The organism is Bacteroidota bacterium (assembly GCA_016194975.1).
GTDB lineage: Bacteria > Bacteroidota > Bacteroidia > Palsa-965 > Palsa-965.
The window spans coordinates 38,206-57,925 of the sequence record JACQAM010000009.1; the positions used below are offsets into that span (position 1 = coordinate 38,206).

At 44.2% G+C, this 19,720-nt stretch carries 17 protein-coding genes; 4 read left to right on the plus strand and 13 right to left on the minus strand.

Annotation, left to right across the window (positions count from 1 at the left end; translation table 11 throughout):
• Nucleotides 1-70: 70 nt before the first annotated feature.
• From HY064_07955 to HY064_07980, 6 genes are all read right to left on the minus strand, one after another.
• The gene (locus HY064_07955) at nucleotides 71-2,350 is read right to left on the minus strand and encodes a hypothetical protein (GenBank protein ID MBI3510582.1); all 2,280 of its coding nucleotides are present in this window, start codon (nucleotides 2,348-2,350) and stop codon (nucleotides 71-73) included.
• 15 nt (nucleotides 2,351-2,365) lie between these two features.
• Nucleotides 2,366-3,040, minus strand: coding sequence for a hypothetical protein (locus HY064_07960; protein MBI3510583.1), 675 nt, complete (start codon nucleotides 3,038-3,040; stop codon nucleotides 2,366-2,368).
• 73 nt (nucleotides 3,041-3,113) lie between these two features.
• Nucleotides 3,114-4,403, minus strand: a complete 1,290-nt coding sequence (locus HY064_07965) for a DEAD/DEAH box helicase (protein MBI3510584.1) — start codon at nucleotides 4,401-4,403, stop codon at nucleotides 3,114-3,116.
• Nucleotides 4,404-4,683: 280 nt separating this feature from the next.
• A complete protein-coding gene (xseB, locus tag HY064_07970; GenBank protein MBI3510585.1) occupies nucleotides 4,684-4,878 on the minus strand; it encodes an exodeoxyribonuclease VII small subunit in 195 nt (64 codons plus the stop codon).
• A gap of 51 nt (nucleotides 4,879-4,929) precedes the next feature.
• Entirely contained in the window at nucleotides 4,930-6,276 is a 1,347-nt protein-coding gene (gene xseA, locus HY064_07975) for an exodeoxyribonuclease VII large subunit (GenBank protein ID MBI3510586.1), read from the minus strand.
• A 93-nt stretch (nucleotides 6,277-6,369) separates the two neighbouring features.
• Nucleotides 6,370-7,260 (minus strand): EamA family transporter, encoded by an 891-nt coding sequence (locus tag HY064_07980; protein ID MBI3510587.1) that lies wholly within the window; start codon nucleotides 7,258-7,260, stop codon nucleotides 6,370-6,372.
• A 175-nt stretch (nucleotides 7,261-7,435) separates the two neighbouring features.
• Between HY064_07980 and HY064_07985 the strand changes: the two genes are divergently transcribed.
• Nucleotides 7,436-8,848, plus strand: coding sequence for an aldehyde dehydrogenase family protein (locus HY064_07985; protein ID MBI3510588.1), 1,413 nt, complete (start codon nucleotides 7,436-7,438; stop codon nucleotides 8,846-8,848).
• Between the two features lie 49 nt (nucleotides 8,849-8,897).
• Here the strand turns inward: HY064_07985 and HY064_07990 are convergent, their stop codons facing one another.
• The 3 genes from HY064_07990 to HY064_08000 form a co-directional block, all read right to left on the minus strand.
• On the minus strand, nucleotides 8,898-9,320 hold the full coding sequence (locus tag HY064_07990; GenBank protein MBI3510589.1) for a hypothetical protein: 423 nt from the start codon (nucleotides 9,318-9,320) through the stop codon (nucleotides 8,898-8,900).
• 62 nt (nucleotides 9,321-9,382) lie between these two features.
• Nucleotides 9,383-10,177 (minus strand): SDR family oxidoreductase, encoded by a 795-nt coding sequence (locus tag HY064_07995; GenBank protein MBI3510590.1) that lies wholly within the window; start codon nucleotides 10,175-10,177, stop codon nucleotides 9,383-9,385.
• A gap of 78 nt (nucleotides 10,178-10,255) precedes the next feature.
• Entirely contained in the window at nucleotides 10,256-11,707 is a 1,452-nt protein-coding gene (locus HY064_08000; protein ID MBI3510591.1) for a hypothetical protein, read from the minus strand.
• A gap of 227 nt (nucleotides 11,708-11,934) precedes the next feature.
• Here HY064_08000 and HY064_08005 point away from each other — a divergent pair, with 227 nt between their 5' ends.
• Entirely contained in the window at nucleotides 11,935-12,342 is a 408-nt protein-coding gene (locus HY064_08005) for a DUF4296 domain-containing protein (protein ID MBI3510592.1), read from the plus strand.
• Nucleotides 12,343-12,382: 40 nt separating this feature from the next.
• On the opposite strand, the gene HY064_08010 is transcribed toward HY064_08005, so the two are convergent.
• From HY064_08010 to fbp, 4 genes are all read right to left on the minus strand, one after another.
• Nucleotides 12,383-13,420 (minus strand): NAD-dependent epimerase/dehydratase family protein, encoded by a 1,038-nt coding sequence (locus HY064_08010; protein ID MBI3510593.1) that lies wholly within the window; start codon nucleotides 13,418-13,420, stop codon nucleotides 12,383-12,385.
• A 149-nt stretch (nucleotides 13,421-13,569) separates the two neighbouring features.
• Entirely contained in the window at nucleotides 13,570-15,111 is a 1,542-nt protein-coding gene (locus tag HY064_08015; protein ID MBI3510594.1) for an acyl-CoA carboxylase subunit beta, read from the minus strand.
• 120 nt (nucleotides 15,112-15,231) lie between these two features.
• Nucleotides 15,232-16,638: a DUF2807 domain-containing protein gene (locus HY064_08020; protein ID MBI3510595.1), complete on the minus strand. Its 1,407-nt coding sequence runs from the start codon at nucleotides 16,636-16,638 to the stop codon at nucleotides 15,232-15,234.
• Between the two features lie 109 nt (nucleotides 16,639-16,747).
• The gene (gene fbp / locus HY064_08025; GenBank protein MBI3510596.1) at nucleotides 16,748-17,767 is read right to left on the minus strand and encodes a class 1 fructose-bisphosphatase; all 1,020 of its coding nucleotides are present in this window, start codon (nucleotides 17,765-17,767) and stop codon (nucleotides 16,748-16,750) included.
• Nucleotides 17,768-17,816: 49 nt separating this feature from the next.
• On the opposite strand from fbp, the gene HY064_08030 reads away from it, so the two are divergent.
• Nucleotides 17,817-18,269, plus strand: coding sequence for a GNAT family N-acetyltransferase (locus HY064_08030; GenBank protein ID MBI3510597.1), 453 nt, complete (start codon nucleotides 17,817-17,819; stop codon nucleotides 18,267-18,269).
• Between the two features lie 141 nt (nucleotides 18,270-18,410).
• Complete coding sequence (locus HY064_08035; protein MBI3510598.1) at nucleotides 18,411-19,691, plus strand: aspartate kinase; 1,281 nt, start codon at nucleotides 18,411-18,413, stop codon at nucleotides 19,689-19,691.
• Nucleotides 19,692-19,720: the final 29 nt, after the last annotated feature.

Genomic DNA, 19,720 nt, shown 5'->3' on the forward strand with positions numbered 1-19,720 from the left:
ATTTATGGGTATAACAGGGTGTATTGGGAACCGAACCGGGAGGAGTTGTATTGGAATACAACTTCTATTTTCAATAAAATCCACCTCCATATCCGCCATGATGATTGTAATGCGGCTTCGTATTCGAAAAAGTAAGTCGCGTTAAATTATTCATCAGGTCATCGGCGCGGCCCGCAATGACCGTTATCTTCGTATCGTAATCATAACTGTAAATACATTTTCCATTCTCATCATTGATCGTCCAGGTGCCCGTATTTTTATCACGGTCGTAATGCCGCGTTCCGCAAACCGTTCCATTTTCGTACCACGACTGCCAGGTTCCGGTTGCTCTTCCGAATTTTGAATAATGTGCTTCAATTTTTTTCTGACCGTTCGGGTAATATTCCGTGTAATTTTCTGCGGATGATCCTTTGTAAAACTGAACACCGGGAGTGAAATAATATATTTCTATACCACGATAACTGCGGAATTCCGCTTCTGATTTTAAAGAACCGTTTTCGTACCACGACTCCTCTTTACCTATTGCACAATTATCTTTTTTTGTTTGTTCGAATTTTTTCTGTCCGTTCGCATACCAGGTCGTATAAGAAATTGTTTTCCGGTCGGCGCTCATTTTTTTCTCATAAATGAGTTGCCCATTCTCTGCAAAATATTTCCAGGTGCCGCAGGGTTGCATTTTTTCATTGAAAGAAATTTCCATACATGGATTTCCATTGCTGAAATTGCGGGTGAAATGATAAATTTCTGCAGAATCTTCCCGGAAGGTTTCCATAAGGTTTCCATTATGGTAAAATAAACTGTCGTTGGCGCGATCGAATCCCGGTAGTTCAACCTCCCTGCATTTTGCAAATAACATGATGCCACACGAATTGGCGAAATTGTTTACGCCGCGTGTGCAATAGAAGATCGTCGAGAATTCCTGTCCGCAATATTGAAAATGTGTATAGTAATCGAAGATCATACTATCGCCCGGCGCAAGAAATGTTCGGTTCTGCATATCGCTCCAGCTCATACCGGGCCAATCGCTTATCGGATTGAATGTAGGAACTGTCCATCCCTGCGGTGCTGTTTGAATAGCGCGATGAAAATTATATTGTTCGAAAAATGTGAGCGTGTAATTAAAAACCAGCGTGTCCTTCGTGGTGTTCTTAAATGGAAATTGCAAATGAACGATCTCGCCGGCGTAAACCGGTTTTTCAACGACGGTGCGCAGGTTGTAATTCGTTGAATATTCCTCTTCGCGTTTTTTCTTACCAAGATTTAACGCAAATAATTTTCCGGAACGATCAAGCTTATTGAAAAAGAGAATTTGTTCATTGGTGCCAATGCAGAAAAGATTGGAATCGGAAAGCACAACCGTTTCATAATTATTTTCCTCGTCCTGGAATTCTCGCTGCTCCGGGCAATCGAATATTTTTTTTGCTGAAGTCCATTTTCCACCCTCCTTATTCATCATCATCACCCATGCATCGTGATTTCCATTGGGAAGAATTTTATTTCCCCATTGCAGCCACGCGATGTGATCTCCATCGGGAGAAATGGCAAGAAGTACATCTCCGTAGGAATAATCGAAACGCAACCGTACTTCTATTTTTTCCGGAGCAGAAATACCACCGGGAATTTTTTCACAGCAGAATAACTGGTTTGCAGTAGAATTCAATGAGTCGTGCAGTTCATATAAAATGTAATTGCTTTTTTCAGGCATGAAAAAATTCACGATGCGGCAATGCGCAGGAACGCTCAGTGGAATTTCAGTCGCCCGGTCGTTGTTTCCGTAAAGCACGAGATGATCATTGCCATTCGATTCGTTCCAGTGAACATAACCGCCTTCGCCGAGTTGTGCGGTCCAGATGAACCTGCAGGTTTCTCCCGAACCCAGCGTGTCGATGGTGCGATACATGCCGTAAATTTTCCGGATCACCAGTAATCTGCGGTTTCCCGGCGAACAATTATTCTCTCTTTTTGTATCAAGTCCAACGATGATCATTTTTCCATCATTGGTAGCGTGAAAAAGATAGGGCCATATTTCTCCTTTACAAATCGTGACTGAATTATGCCGATCTACATCATTGGTGTTGGTTATTTTCAATCCTTCCGGGTCATAATAATAAACCGAATTGCCATCGGGCGTTAATTGCGCGTAATCAGAAAAATCAGTTCTAACCTCAGGCATATAAGTGAGTGAAGAAAGAAAACTATCGGTGTTTGCAATATTCCACGGCCAGCCCGCCTGGTAACTGGTCCAGGAAAAATTTTTTCCGTCGGCAGATACATGAAAATTCTCCGGCCTGTTCTGCGAATGAAGAACAGGGAAACAAAATAAAGTGAATGAAAAAAAATAATAACGCATTGACATTTTATCGGATCAGGGTACAATGATCTCATCTTCATTTATTCCGCCCCATTCCACCACGGTAAAACCTTTACGCGGTACTGCAGTGAAATTCCGGGGGCAAATTGAAATTCTTTCCGGAACAGATTTGAACAGCATAAAAACACGAATGCTGGTTTGAGGCGCCGGGTCAATATCGAGTTTCACCAGCTGTGCATGTTCTTCGTTGGGGGAAGTGATGAGATTCAATTTATTTTTTTCCATCATCGGCACCCAGTAGGAAATGAATTCATCGTATTCAACAGGAAGCAATCCCATCTGCGGTAAAATATTTTCCAGAAATATTCTGCTGCTGTCACCGCTTACCACAAAACCTTTTTCGAAGGAATAATCATGATCATCACTTGCTTCGTAAAACAAATAAGGATAATTTTTTTCCCGTCCTGCATCAGCGTTGTTGGTCAGTTTTCCATCAGCCGAAGCAGAAACCTTCCATCCGTCATTGTAAAATGGTTCAGAAAATGTTAGCGGAAAAGGTGAATTTATTTTTACAGAAATATTTTCGGTCTTTTCAGGATAGAGATAAATCACGGGCTTGCGTTCCTGGTAGTGGCCTCTTCTCCGGTTATGAATAAAATCAACACGGCATGCCGTTATAAAAAGCAGCACTGCAAAAAATCCGAAAAAAATAATTCCGCGAAATTTCATTAATGAAAAGATACAAAAAAGACATGAGAAATATCCCATGTCCTGAGTCTGTCTGGTTAAAGATTTCTTCCGCTTAGTTACCGTAGCGCTTTCTTCCGAACCAGCTTTTCTTTTTCGCATTATTATTTCTGCGATGCGCCGGGTTCCTTTTCTGGTGTTCCGGTTTCCGATGATTCGATTCAGGAGAATTATTCCCATTGTGATCGGTTCGTTGCGGAACAGGCGACCCCGGTTTGAACGGATGTTCATCCACCGAAGGAATTTTAAAACCGATCAGCTTCGTGATGTCTTTGAGATAATCACGCTCTTCATGATCACAGAATGAAATTGCAATTCCGCTTGCACCTGCGCGGCCCGTGCGGCCGATGCGATGCACATACGTTTCAGCAATGTTCGGAATTTCATAATTGATCACGTGCGATAATTCATCCACATCAATTCCGCGTGCCGCAATATCTGTTGCAACGAGAACACGTGTTTGTTTCGCTTTGAAATTACTCAGCGCACGTTGTCTTGCATTCTGCGATTTGTCGCCGTGAATGGCTTCTGCGCGTATGCCTGCACGTGTGAGATCGCGCGCAACGCGGTCGGCCCCGTGTTTCGTGCGCGTGAACACGAGCGTGGTGACGATGGAAGGATCTTTCAGCAGATGAATGAGCAATTGTTTTTTGTTGAGTTTATCAACGAAATACATTTTCTGCTGAACGGTTTCTGCGGTTGTCGCCTGTGGAGTCACTTCCACTTTCTGTGGATGATGAAGAATGCTTGCAGAGAGTTTAATGATCTCCGGCGGCATGGTTGCCGAGAAAAAAAGCGATTGACGTTTCTGCGGAAGTTTTGCAATGATCTTTTTCACGTCGTGCACAAAACCCATATCGAGCATACGATCCGCTTCATCAAGAATAAAATATTCGATGTGCTGGAGATGAATGTAACGCTGATCAATAAGATCGAGCAAACGTCCGGGAGTTGCCACAAGAATATCAATGCCGGCACGCAGCGCATCTGTTTGCGGTTTTTGTCCCACGCCGCCGTACACAACAACAGTTTTCAAACCGGTGTGGCGACCATAAGCAATGAAACTTTCCTCAATCTGTATTGCGAGTTCGCGCGTGGGAGTGAGGATGAGTGCGCGGATATTTTTTCTTCCGTGTTGTTGCTGCGGATGATTGAACATCTGCTGCAGAACCGGAATTGCGAACGCCGCTGTTTTACCCGTGCCTGTTTGTGCGCAACCGAGCAGATCTTTTCCCTGTAAAACAATGGGGATCGCTTGTTGCTGAATAGGCGTGGGTTGTGAATAGCCCTCTTCCTTTAACGCCATGAGGATGGGCGCAATGATGTTTAAATTGTCGAATGACATTTTGAAAATTGTTTAACCGAAGCACTGGATCACCGGAAAATTTTTTTCCGAATCCCTTAGACACACAATCGCTTTCAGTAGTGATTTTAATTTTCCCGAGAACTCGGGATGAAGGAGGGATTACAATCAGTGACAAAGATACGCTAAATAAACGAGCAGACGATTTTTATTTCGCAAGATGAGTTACTCTTTTATTTTTTCACCGTCACCTGCCGCCATCTGAGATCTATCGGGATTCGTCGGGCAGGCATTCGCACATTGCCCAAATTATCACATTGCTTCATTCTCCCATCTCTCCCAGAATTTTTTTCACTTCATCTTCTGTCGCGCGGAGTTTGGTTCTGCACAACGCGATCAGTTCTGAAGCGCGTTTTACTTTTGCAGCGAGTTCATCGATGGAAATACTTTCGTTCTCAATGGCGCGCGAAATTTCGTTGAGTTCTGTTAATGCATCTGTATATGAAATATCTTTCATGGCATCAAAGGTTGAATTATTTAGAAAAGTAGTGCTGTCATTGGTCAATTGTCATTCGTTGTTTGATTCGACGATCGTTTTCAAAGTTCCGTCTTTCATTCTGATTTCCAGTTTTTCCCCGGCTGAAATATTTTTCGAAGAAACAACCGGCTGATCATTCTTCAACACCATCGCGTAACCTCTCTTCAGCACATTTTCCGGCGAAAGCAATTTCATTCTTTCAAAAAGAAGTTCAAGCTGGTGATCTTGTTTTTCGATCGTTCTTTTTGTCAGCGAAGGAAGTTTCCGAAGAATTTCTCCTGTGAGTTGGGTGTGCGAAAGAAAAAGTTTTCCGGAAGAAGAACTGATCCGTTCTCGGAAACGCGTCATTTTATTTTCCGTAGTGTGGATGAGTTGCAGCGTTCCGTTATGAAGAATTGCGCCGGTGTGATCCAGTTTACGCTGATGTTTTGTGAGCAATGTGTGACAGCGAATGGCGATGAGATCGCGGAGATCTTCTGTTTCTTCTTCAAATGCGCGGTTATTATCGATGATGAATTCTGCCGCTTTCGTGGGCGCCTGCGTGGAGGTGTGCGCCACCATGTCCGTGATGCTCTCGTTGCGCAGGTGCCCGATGCCGGTGATCACGGGTACGGGAAAGCGTGCGATCGCGTGTGCGAGATTGAATTTATCGAATGGAAGCAGGTCACTTTGTGAACCGCCGCCACGGATGAGTACTACCGCATCGAATTTTTTTCCCTGCACTATATCTTCAAAAATTTTCAACAGCTGTTCCTTCATCGAATCGGCAGCCGTTTCTCCCTGCAGAATAGAAAAATAATTCGTGCAGAAAAATTTATAACCAAAAATATTTTTGTTCAGTGCGTTCATGAAATCTTCATAACCGGCAGCGGAAGCAGCACTGATCACGGCGATATGCTGAATGACGGAAGAAAGTTCAAGTTTTTTATTCGGCGTAATGAAAATTCCGTCTTCGAGGCGAATGCCCGGTTTAGTTGCAAGAAGCGCGATCGTTTTTCTGCGTTCCACCTCTAATTGCCCGAGCATGTGTTGTGCATCAATGTCAAGAATATCGAGCGACAATCCATGCACCGGGTGATAATCGGCGCGGAGTTTTAAAAGAACCTGCATTCCCTGCGATGGTTTTTTTCCGGTGATATCTTCGAAATTCCGGAATGCAGCGAGCGCTTCGGGCCTCCACACTTTTCCCGTCATTCGCGCAACGAGATCTGTTCCACTTTCACTTTTTTCTATCAGCTCCACCCAAGTTGATCTCGCTTTCTCATTCTGGGAATTGATCTCTGCCAGCACCCACCACGTTTTTCCTGCGAAAGTTTTTTTCAGCGAATCATCGATCAGCGCGCAAAATTCAGAAAGTTTCAGTTGTGACGTGTTCATCGAATAAATTTACGATCTGCGTTTTAAGATGTGAATGATGTTAGTAAATATTAATTGGAATGCAGTTCCTGAATCCTCATTCCAAACTCCCGGCTATTTCCTGTTCACCATCCACACTCCACCCAGAATTACCAGTACAAAAATTCCATGCAGGTAAGAAACCATTTCATGATCGAGCACGCCCCACAGCATCGCTACAATAGGAATGATGTAAGTGACCGACGCAGCAAATAAAGTTCCGGCTTCCTTAATAAGAATATTATAGACGATCACACTCAGCGCCGTTCCGAAGATCGCAAGAATGGCAGTGTAGCCAAGACTTTGCCATGCGAGTTGTATCGTTTGCATGCGGTGAATGAAGTCGGTGGAGAAAAGATAAATTCCGGCAACCGGGCCAATGATGCATAATGCAAAAACAGTTGCAGTCACCGAACTCACCTGGCTTAGTTTCGATTTGATGATATTCACGCTGAAGCCGTAAAAAAAAGTAGCAAGCACAACCAGCGATCCGCCAATGAAGATCGTTCGCTGATCAACCTGAATTTCTTTCGAAGAATTATTATTCAGCATCATCAACCCGATCGCTCCACTGAGCCCGGTCACAATTCCGATGATCTGCCACATGCGGACCTTCTGTTTAAAAACAAAAAAACCGAGAAGCAAAGTAAAAACAGGAGTGAGAGAATTCAGCATTCCGGTCAGGGCAGAACTGATCATGGTTTCCGCACGCGTGAACATGAATGCGGGAAGAAGATTTCCAAATATTCCCATTCCTGCGAATGCAAATGTGTTGCTGAATAATTCTTTTTTTATGTGCCGGAAAGCAAGCGGCAATAAAAAAAGAAATGCAATGAAAATTCTCAATGCTGCGACCTGGTCACTGGTAAAAGAATCAAGCCCGCGTTTCATGAGAATGAAAGAACTTCCCCACGTGAGGCCGAGAGCGATGAAAATGATCCAGTGGAGTAGTGAGCGGTTTTGCAAGAGGAACAAATTGCGAATGGGTGCGAATATACGAAGCAATAAAGCCCCATTCGTAATTCGCATTCCGTTCCCGCATTCGTAATTCGTAAATTCGCACTTCGCATTTTCGCACCTATTCGCACTTCGTTCCCGAATTCGTAATTTGTATATTCGTGTGATTCGTAATTCGTAACCAATGAAAAATTATTCCATTTACATCGGTGGATATTTCGCATCCACTTCAAATGAACTTGTTGTGCGTAATCCATTTTCGGGAGAAACGGTCGGCACGACAAGTCTCGCCGGGCCACATGAACTGGAAGCTGCGATCGGCGCTGCTCAGCGTGTGCAGAAAGAAATGAGTGAGTTATCATCGCATAAAAAATATTCCATTCTCCGTAAAATTTCTGATAACATTACCGCTCATCGGGAAAATCTCGCTTTGCTATTGTGCCATGAATCCGGAAAACCAATACGCTATGCACTTGCAGAAATAGATCGCGCTGCGCAGACATTCCTGGTCGCCGCCGAAGAATCGAAACGTTTGCCCAAAGAATATATTTCACTCGACTGGAGCGCAGCAGGGGAAAAGAAAGAAGGATTCGTGAAATATTTTCCGGTGGGAATTGTTGCAGGGATTTCTCCTTTCAATTTTCCGATGAATCTCGCTGTGCACAAAATTGCACCGGCTATTGCGGCGGGTTGTCCCATTATTCTCAAACCCGCATCATCCACGCCGCTTTCCACGCTGGAACTTGCGAAGATCATCGACAAAACAGATATGCCCAGGGGTTGTGTTTCAATACTACCCATGAACAGGACGGCTGGAAATCAATTGGTGACTGACGATCGTTTTTCGCTGCTGAGTTTCACCGGGTCGCCCGAAGTAGGATGGACGATGAAAGCAAATGCCGGCAGGAAAAAAGTAGTGCTCGAACTCGGTGGAAATGCCGGCGTCATTGTTGCATCCTCTTCTGATCCGGAAATGGCGCTGAAGAAATGTCTCATCGCCGGATTTGCTTATTCAGGTCAGGTGTGCATACACGCGCAAAGGATCTTCGTTCATAAAAATTATTTCGAAAAATTCGTTCATGCTTTCTGCGAAGGAGCGGGTAAACTTGCGCAGGGAGATCCTGCTGATGCGAATACAGAAATTTCAGTGATGATAGACCAAGAGAATGCAAAGCGTGTAGAGCAATGGGTGAATGAAGCGGAACATGCCGGTGCAAAAATTCTGTGCGGAGGAAAACGTGATGGAAATTATTTCATGCCGACGGTTATGACGAATACCAACATCATCATGAAAGTGAATTGCGAAGAAGTCTTCGGCCCGGTGGTGATCGTGGAGCCGTTTGAAAAATTCGACGATGCAATAAAAATGATAAACGATACGCGTTTCGGTTTACAGGCCGGAGTTTTTACCAATGACATCCGCGAAATAGATAAAGCATTCCACGAAATTGAAACAGGCGGAGTGATCATCAACGATGTTCCCACTTTCAGAATGGATCACATGCCTTATGGTGGAGTTAAGGATTCAGGATCGGGAAGAGAAGGAGTGAAGTACGCGATGATGGATATGCTCGAAGCGAGGATTCTTTGCAGATAGGTGGCGGGAAGCGATCTTGCAAGAGGATTTCGTAATCTGTAATCTTTCCCTACCAACCAATATTCGGTTTGCCAACTCCTCTGTACAGAACATGTTTCTGCAAACCCTGTTCAGACTTCGGATGTTTGAAGCAGGTATCTTTCATCAGCAGATCAATTGTAGAAAATCTTTTTCCGCAATACATACAGTAATACGCGTTTGAAGTTTGCGGTGGAGGAAAATTCCCCTGGCTCTGAAAATTTTCCGGCGAGGTGAATGTGTCCCGGTAATTCGGTTTCGGATTATTCTGTGGATTTGCGTGAGACGGCGGAAATGGATTCCGGTTTTGTTGTTGCTGTTGGAGAAAAGGATTCGGATAATTTGTTTGTGGAGGCATTTTCGGAGCATTGTTTTTACCTCTCGCTACTTTTATCATAATGTAAATGAAGAGGAATACGAGTCCGAAAACGATTTTTGCTGCGGCTGCTGTCATTATGGATTTTTTATTTTAAAATATAAATTGTCGAGTGAAGTGAAAACCGCCGACAAGTTAATCTATTCCTTCGCTTGCCTGCGGATAATTTTTCCGAACCATTTCGGGAAATGACGTTTCATCCACACGGCTTTTATTTCTCTTCCGCCAATGAGAATTTCTTCTTTACCGGCATTCATGGCATTTAAAATAATCTGCGCGCATTCTTCCGCCGGCATTCCTTCTTCCTGGCTCTTGTCCATTTTCGCATGCTTGCTGCCGTCGGCTTTCACCGCATTCAGTGAAATATCCGTTTTTATTTTTCCCGGAACTGCAATGAGAATTTTAATTCCTTCATTTTCTGTTTCAAGGCGCAGTGTTTCGAAAAATCCGTGGAGCGCGTGTTTGGAAGCCGAATAAGCGGAGCGGAACCAGAAACCGAATTTTCCCGAAATGCTGCTCATGACAATGATATTTCCGGAATGTTGTTTCAGCATGAAAGGAAGAACAGCTTTCGTGAGCGCTACCTGTCCGAAAAAATTCACTTCCATTATTTTCCGGTCCATGTCAACGGATGTTTCTTTTGTCAATGAACGCTGCGATACTCCTCCGTTATTCACCAGCACATCGATGCGCGAAAATTTTGCAATGACTTTCTGAACAAGATCATTTACATTTTTTGTGTCGGAAAGATCGAGTGGAAGAACCAGTGAATTATTTTCCGTGAGTGAAGCTTCACGTTTTACTTTTTCAAGTTCTTCTGTTCTCCGCGCCGACAGAATTATTTTTGCTCCTTCCTTCGCAAATGCTTTCACAAGTGCGGCACCTATTCCTGAAGATGCGCCGGTGATCCAGATGACTTTGTCTTTGTAATTCATTCTGAAAATTCGAGATTTGAAATTCGAGATTCAAAATTACAGATTAGAAGGACCTTAATCCCGAATCTAAATTTCAAATTACATTCCCGGCGTTGGAGGAGTTCCGTTGTTCATTGCTTCTTCTCTCAGTCGCGGATCGAGATTGACGCGGATAAACCCGATCGCGAACGACATGTTCGGGTCTTTCGATTTGTCGAGATAAGTGAGCACATCTCCTGTTGCCAATCCTATTTCGAGCGGACCCAGCGGGCCGAGTGTAACTCCCATTGGTAAATTCCATCCGAGCGATGCATTGCCCGAGACTCCAAGATTTACATGGATGATCTCCGCCAGTTTTATTTCTCCACCGACGGCGAAATAAGGCCCGGTAAGATTGTAGCGGTTTTTTGTATAGGGAATAACGAGATCGGCTCCCACATTCACGCGATCTCCGATCTTCCATCCCACACCGAAACGAATGCGCGATGGTAAAGTCGATTTGTAATCGCTGCCCGGTTTGTAATTCATGAATCCTGTGCTGCTGAAAAGGAAATTTGCATTCTTGCCCATGTTCCAGTTCGGCAATCCGTTGTTCGTGCTGTCGGCGTGAAAGAGTGTTGTGTCGTGAGCCATGAGTACATTATCTTTCCACGTGATTGATCCGATGTCGGTGAATGCTGCAGCAAATCTTATTTTTTTGTCAATGACCACCGATGTTCCGAAATCAAATCCCATTCCCTGTCCTACAGAATTGAAAAGTGAATTTGATTTGATGGAACTGAAATTCTGGATATTTCCGTAATTGATATTGTAACTGCTCGTAATGGAAGAATGTCCTGCAATGAAACCGGGAGAAATTTTTCCATCCACATTCGCAAGTCCCCACAACATTTTCAATCCCACTCCGCCAAACACCTGAATCTTCGGATCGCCGTCATCATCTGTCGTTCCGAATCCCATGATCCTTCTTCCGTAAGAAAGATTCGCCTCACGATAATGAAGAAAAGAAACATCGCTGCCGTTGAAGATATCAGAGAGATGTTTGCTGTAATTGGCAGTGTCCTGGAAAAATGCTGCATTCTTTCCGTTGAAAATAAAATCAGCGGCATTCTGGTTCAGTCCCACGTGTGCATACATTCGGTCGCGCACACTGATCGCAAATCCACCGACTTTAGGAACATAAAATGAAGTGGCCAGCCAGTTGATGTTTGCAGTCATGTTGAATCCCTGCGGCTGCGCGAATAATGTTGCGTATTGTTGTTTCTGCGCATTGGTAAAAGAATCATTCGGATTCAGGATCGCATTTTTCAGTGTAGGAAAATCGATCGCTTTCGATTGCGCATTAATGCCCACATTCAGCACCGACATGGAGAAACGGTAATTGTCGCTCCAGCCGAGATTGGAAGGATTGATACCGATGGCTTCGAAATTCGTGACCATGGCTGTGGCTGTTCCGCCTTTACCCGTGGTGGAAGGAAGGCCGAGATCGACTTGGGCAGAAATCTCATTGGAGAAAGCAGCGCTTGCGAGTAAAGCCAGGATCTTTTTCATTTCGTGGGATTTGATAGTAATCAAAAATAATTTTTTTAGGCGGATAAATCATTCTTTGACCATTTTTTAGTGCAGATAATTTTGTAATGATGTGGAGACAATAATATAAAATGAACCAGAATTGCATTCAGCGGTTCACTTACTTTAACTGATGCCTCAATGAATCAGATTCAACGGCAGTCAATCTTACCTACCTTCGCAGTATGCGCCGGGAAATTTTCTTAGTGATGATTTTGTTTTTTTCCTGCAGCCGTTCGCAGCAGGGACAAACAAAGCGCCCTTTTGATCTGATCGATCGCGATAAGATGGTGCAGGTTCTTGCAGATGTTCACGTGCTTGAAGCAACTCTTTCGGTTCGTCAACCCATGCAATTGCAGCGCCACCCGATGATGCCCGGCCTGAAAGATCCTTCTGTTAACCAGGCGCCATTGCAGAAAGAAGATTCGATGCCTTATTATAATATTTTCAGAAAGAATGGAGTTACGCGCAAACAATACCAGTCGTCGATGAAATGGTATTGCGCACATCCCGAAGAGTTGAGCGGGATTTATGATGATGTGATCACCGAGATCAACAAGCGTTTGTCGCAGGAGCAGGAAGCGGCGGGGAAGCAAAAAAAATTGGTGGGGAAATAGAAATGGATTTGTTTTTTAGGGTTTGTTTTTTGGGATTTTTTCATTGGTAGAATGCGCAGATCTCTTTTATGCTTTGCTCAATATTCCTGTATTTGAAATTTATTTTGTGCGTGATCTTATCGGCCTTGTAACTGTTTTTTTCCAGTGAAGATTGTGCAGTTTCCTTCGTCACGCGTGGTGCGCGCCCGGTTAGGCCCGTGAAAATTTTTTCTCCTCTCCAGCCGAGGCCAAGTAAAGTGCGGGAAGCTTTCCACTTCGTTTCTTTCCTGCCGAATTGTTTCAGCACTTTGTTGAAGAATTCGCGGTAAGTGAGATTAGCGCCCGAAACAATGAACCGTTCATTCACGATGTTGCTTTTCATGAGTTGTATTGCAGCACAACTAACATCGCGCACATCCACGAAGCCATTCACCCCATCGGTGTACCAGCGGAGCCCTTTGCGCAGCGCGCGGAAAAGCTCAGAACTGCTTTTGCCGGTACCGGGCGCGATCACGAGCGAGGGATTCACGATCACCACGTTCATTCCTTCTTCTGTGGCGCGCCACACTTCTCTTTCTGCGCCGTATTTGCTGATCGCATACCAGGAATTTTCAGGCGAATTTTTCCACCAGGTATTTTCATCAATCAAACTTCCGTCCGTGGTGCGGCCGAGTGCGGCAATGGAAGAGATGTGACAGAATTTTTCAATTTTTTTTTCGAGACAGAGATTAACAAGGTTCGCCGTTCCTTCTATGTTTATCTCCAGCATATTTTTTTTCTCGGATGGGACGAATGATACGAGCGCGGCTGCGTGATACACGTGCGTGATGCCCGCGAGCGCATCCTCGAGTGCGCCGGCATCAAGAAGATCTGCATTCACCCATTCTATATTTTTCAATAATGCTTCTGCATTCTTCGAATAGAAATTAAAAATAGATTCGGTGACTTTTGTAGTACTGTCTTTTCTTTTTATCGCGCGAATGTGTTCCCCGCTTTTCACAAGATCGTAAGCGATGTGTGCGCCAATGAGTCCGGTTGCTCCGGTGATGAGAATGGAGGGAGGAGGGAGGAGTTGAGAGTCGGAAAAATTCTGCTTCATGAATTGCGATCAGCTAAAACAAATCGATTAGAGGCTGTTTAAAATTCATTTTTTTGGAATTGTTATGGCGCATAACAAAACAGAAGGATGAAATTTAAACAGCCTCTTAGGGAAAAGAAAATATTTTTCTCCGCTCTCCATTCGTCATTCTACAACGGAATATTTCCGTGTTTCTTTCTTGGCAATTTATCTGCTTTATTCTTCAGCATTTCAAATGCAGCAATGAGTTTTGCGCGCGTGTCTTCGGGAGCTATCACTTCATCAATGTATCCGCGTGCGGCGGCCATGTATGGATTGGCAAATTTTTCGAGATACTCTTTTTCTTTTTCTTTCAGTTTTGCAACCGGATCTTTCGCCGCAGAAATTTCATTTTTGAAAATAATTTCTGCTGCTCCTTTCGCGCCCATCACCGCAATTTCTGCGGTAGGCCATGCGTAATTCATGTCGGCGCCAATGTGTTTTGAATTCATCACATCGTATGCGCCACCGTACGCCTTGCGCGTGATCACGGTTACGCGCGGAACGGTTGCTTCGCAGAAAGCGTAAAGTAATTTTGCTCCGTTGGAAATGATCGCATTCCATTCCTGGTCGGTGCCGGGAAGAAATCCGGGAACGTCTTCGAAAACCAGCAGTGGAATATTGAATGAATCGCAGAAGCGGACAAAGCGCGCTGCCTTTATGGACGAATGAATATCGAGTACGCCGGCGAGAACTGCAGGTTGATTTGCGACTATGCCAATGCTTCTTCCCGCAATGCGTGCGAATCCGACCACGATGTTTTCTGCGAAATTCTTGTGCACTTCGAGGAACGTATCGCTGTCGATGACATTATTGATCACATCGCGCATGTCATACGGCTGATTCGGATTTTCCGGGATGAGATCGTTGAGCGCCGAACGTTTTTCATCGGAAGATTCGTATGCATGCATAGGAACTTCTTCTTCACAATTCTGCGGCATGTAGGAAAGCAATGCACGGATATTCTGAATGCACTCCACTTCATTCGCCGCCGCAAAATGCGTGACGCCCGATTTACCTGCGTGCGTCATTGCGCCACCGAGTTCTTCCGAAGTCACTTCTTCGTGCGTAACTGTTTTTACCACGTTGGGCCCGGTGACAAACATGTAAGAAGTATTTTCCACCATGAGAATAAAATCGGTGATGGCGGGAGAATAAACTGCGCCGCCGGCACAAGGCCCCATGATGGCGGAGATCTGCGGAACGACTCCCGATGCAATTGTATTTCTGTAAAAAATATCGGCATACCCTCCGAGTGAAACAACACCTTCCTGTATGCGCGCGCCGCCCGAATCATTTAGCCCGATGACAGGAGCGCCGTTCTTCATAGCGAGGTCCATGATGCGGACAATTTTTTCGGCATGCGTTTCAGAAAGCGATCCGCCGAAAACGGTGAAGTCCTGCGAAAAAACATAAACAAGCCGCCCGTTTATTTTTCCGAAACCGGTAACCACACCATCACCAGGATAAATTTCTTTGTCGAGGCCAAAATCAGTGGAGCGGTGTGTGACGAGCATTCCTATTTCTTCGAACGTTCCTTCGTCGATCAGAAAATGCAATCGTTCTCTCGCCGTGAGTTTTCCTTTCTTGTGCTGCGAGTCGATGCGTTTTTGTCCACCACCGAGATGCGCTTCGGAAATTTTATCTTCGAGTAACCTGAGCTTGTCTTTCATAAGGAGAAAATGGAGTTGCTAAGATAGAACTTAGAACTGAGAACTCGGATGCGAATCGGTGAGCAAAAAAAATCCCTCCCATAATTTGGGAAGGATCCTTGAAAACGGGAATGTGAAATATTAAAAATCGAGAGCGATTCCTGCGCTGAACGGATATACCACCGGGCCCTTGCTTTTTTCGAAGAGAGGAGAAAGCGCGTAAGAACCGAAGATGGTGAATTTGCCATAACCGACTCTTGCAATAATATCGTAACGGAAAGGATTCACATTATAATCATCCCGCTGTTCGCGTTTGTAATCGTGGCCGCCGAGTTCATATTTCTGTTTGAGTTTATTATTGAAAATATTATAACCGAAATCCATTCCGGCGCCAAAGTGAAAAGAGCGGCTTGCATCATTATTATTCGTATTGAATTCAAGGAACAGCGGAACATTCACATAACACATATTCAAACGGTTCTTGAGATAATGCAATGAATCGCTGATGGCCGTGGTGTAAGAAGAATTCGGTACGAGCGAATAACTTCCTCGGAAATTATAATGATACCAGGTGAGACCGAGTCCTGTTCCGAGATTTACATTGTTGCGATAGATGTGAATATTTTTCTGCATGAGGTTCCATCCGAAAACATACGACTTCGCATAATTGAGATTCATGTATTCGAGGCCGGTAGGAAGTTCAAGTTTATTTGCCGAAGTGAGATAACCATCCACACCGAGATCAATCCCCTGCCAGTATTTGAAATCTTTGTCTTCGTTCTTTTTTTCGCGCACCGAACGTTCATCGCCATCATGCGGAGTGAGATGCACATCATAATCGCCAATGTGAAAACTGGTAGTATCATTTGAATTATTATCGTCACCACGAACAGAGATGGAAGAGGCGCCGCTTGCATTTACAACTTTCGCGGTTGCATTTCCCTGGTAATGGATGTCTGAAGCGTCGGAAGAAGTTGCGTCGAGTGAAACATTGGCAGTAACGTGCGCTGAAGATGCACCGGTAGCAGCAACGTGTACATTATCGGCAGCAAGATCATACGCTTTGAGTGTGCCCGCGCCGGAAACAACAGCAGTAAGATTTTTTGTTGTACCAATGAATTTTACATCGCTCGCGCCGCTCAGTGTAGCGCGAACTGCATTTGACTGCACATTAATTTTAGCATCAGAAGCACCGGAACCGGTGACTGATAAAGTATCGGTAACAAGCGGGTTCATACATTTTGTATCGGACGCGCCGCTGAGCTGAATGGAATTTATTTTTTTCACGGTGATCTTTGCTTTCACGTCGTCACCGTGACCGGAAATATTAAGAACGCCGTTGTTGTCTACGGAAGTCGAAATATTTTTTGTTTCGTTCGCATCTCCTTCGAGAATTACAGAGTTGACATCGCCCTGTGTAATTTCTACAACGATTGGTGCAGAAATATCGAGTCCGTGAAAATCACCTACGGTGCGAACTTCAGAAGCTGTCTGCGAAAATCCGGTGATGGCGGAGAGAACAGCGAGAGTTGAAATAAATTTTTTCATAATGAAATATTTTTCGGGGAATGATTTATCGTAGGACGAATGAGTGGCCGGTTTGTTACAGCTCATTCAGCGAAAAATTACATTTGGCTGGTGTTCAGAGTACTCAGTACTATTTCACGTTCACAGCAGAAAATTTTCTCATGAATTCTCCGCACACATCCACCATTTCGGCCGATCCTGCGAAGAAGGGTGTGCGCTGGTGAAGCGATTTGATCTCGATCTCGAGAATTCTTTTGAAACCATCGGTTGTTTTTCCGCCGGCTTGTTCAATAATGAATGCAATGGGATTACATTCGTAAAGCAGCCGTAATTTTCCTTTCGGTGAAGCGGCTGTTGTAGGATAAATATAAATTCCGCCGGTGATGAGATTGCGGTGAATATCCGCAACGGCAGAACCGATGTAGCGTGATGAATAAGGACGTTTGGTAGCAGGATCTTCTTCCTGGCAATACTTGATATATTTTTTTACACCGTCAGGAAAGTGAACATAATTTCCTTCGTTGATGGAATACGTTTTTCCATCCGGATTTATTTTCATGTTGGGATGCGAGAGGCAGAATTCACCAATGGAAGGATCGAGTGTAAAACCATTCACACCTTTTCCTGTTGTGTAAACGAGCATGGTCGATGAACCATAAATAACATAACCGGCGGCGATCTGTTCGGTTCCGCGCTGGAGGAAATCTTCAATATTGCCCGGCCCGGAAAGAGAAATTCTCCTGTAAATGGAAAAGATGGTTCCCACCGAAACATTCACATCAATATTCGACGACCCGTCGAGCGGATCCATGGCCACAACATATTTTGCATTTTTCGACTGCGGATTATCGACCGGGATGAGGTCTTCATTTTCTTCCGATGCAATAGCGCAGATTTCACCACCAACACTCAACGCCGCTATGAATTGTTCATTAGCAAAAACATCGAGTTTTTTCTGCACTTCGCCCTGCACGTTTGTCTCTCCGGCTTCACCGAGAATATCAGCGAGCCCGGCTTTATTCACTTCGCGGTTCACGATCTTGGCGGCAATGCCTATATCGCGCAGCAAACGCGACAGCTCTCCTTTCGCATAAGGAAAATCAGATTGTTTTTCAATGATGAATTGCCCGAGTGTTTTTACTTTGGTCATGTTGTTCTTATTGTTTTGTAAAGATGGGAAATTTCTACTTTTGATTTTCATGGAAAATATTATCATTCGGGAAGCCACCGGGACTGACATGTTTCATGTTCTGCAATTGATCAAAGAACTCGCGCATTATGAACGCGCCCCGGATGAAGTGATCCTGACCGAGCAGCAATTGATCCGCGACGGATTCGGCGATCATCCTCTTTTCTTCTGTTATGTTGCCGAAAAAGAAAATAGCATTGTGGGAATGGCGCTCTGCTACATCAATTATTCCACATGGAAAGGTCCTTGTATTTTCCTGGAAGATATCATTGTCACGCAAAGCGAAAGAAAAAACGGGATAGGAAAATTACTTTTTGAAAAGATACTTTCTGTCGCAAAAGAAAAAAAAGTAAAACGTTTGTCATGGCAGGTGCTCGACTGGAATGAGCCGGCAATAAAGTTTTATGAAAAATATGATCCTGAAGTGATGAAGGAATGGCTGAATTACAGGATCAATCTGTGAGTGAATAATTTTTTGTAGAATACCAATGGAGGATGGAAGATGGACTTAGGGTTTAGTCGAAATGATAATTTCACCTTCAAAAAAATAGTCCACTTCCGTAGTCCGTAATCCATCCTCCGGTAATCCGTAATTTCGTTCCCGATGAAAGTTTTCAAATTCGGTGGCGCTTCCGTAAAAGATGCTGATGCCGTTCGCAACGTGGCAAAGATCCTTGGCCGATTTTCCGGGGAAAATATTGTGGTGATCATTTCTGCAATGGGAAAAACCACCAATGCACTCGAGCGGCTTGCCTATGCTTTTTTTTACGGAAAAGAAAATGCCACAGAAATTCTTGCTGAAATAAAAGATTTTCACTGGAAGATAGCACGCGAACTTTTCGGTTCCGAAGATCATACGTTCTTCACAGAATTGCACAATGCGTTCGTTGAACTGGAATGGGCGGTGGATGGAAAACCCGAACATTCTTTCGATCATGAATATGACCAGGTTGTTTCTATCGGAGAAATTCTTTCCACGAAGATCATCAGTGCATATCTCAGCAGCGCGGGTGTGAAAAATAAATGGCTCGATGTGCGTGACGTGGTGAAAACAGATAATACGTTCCGTGAAGGAAAAGTAGATTGGGCATTCACGGAAGAATGTGCGAAGAAATGCGTTGCCGGATTTTTTTCACACGGAAAAGAACAGGTCATTATCACACAAGGATTCATCGCCTGCACTTCAGAAAATTTCACCACCACGCTCGGGCGCGAAGGATCGGATTACACTTCTGCAATTCTTGCTTATTGCCTCAACGCAGAAAGTGTAACGATTTGGAAAGATGTGCCCGGTGTACTTAATGCCGATCCGAAATGGTTCGATGAAACACAACTTATTTCCGAGCTCACTTACCAGGATGCAATCGAGCTTACGTATTATGGCGCAACCGTCATTCACCCTAAAACCATAAAACCGCTGCAGAATAAGAATATTCCTCTTTTCGTCCGCTCGTTTCTCGAGCCGGAAAAAACAGGAACGAAGATTCACGATGCGCATGTGCCGCTTCCGGTTCCATGTTTTATTTTCAAGGTGAACCAGGTTTTACTTTCCATTTCACCGAAAGATTTTTCTTTCATCGTGGAAGAGAATCTCAGCGAGATATTCAACATGTTCGCATCGCATCGCATAAAAATGAATGTCATGCTCAATTCAGCCATCAGTTTTTCCGTAAGTGTGGATGGAGATGAGCGAAAACTTCCGGAACTGATAAAGGAACTGCGCGAAAAATTCCGCGTACTCTACAATGAAAATGTGGAACTGGTCACCATCCGTTATTATGATCAGCCCACCATTGATCGTGTGACCGCAGGAAAAAGAATTTTTCTCGAAGTGAAATCACGTTACACGGTTCAGATCGTTATGAAAGACCTGAATGAAAAATGAAAATAAAAGCAAGCGTCAAATTCCAACCG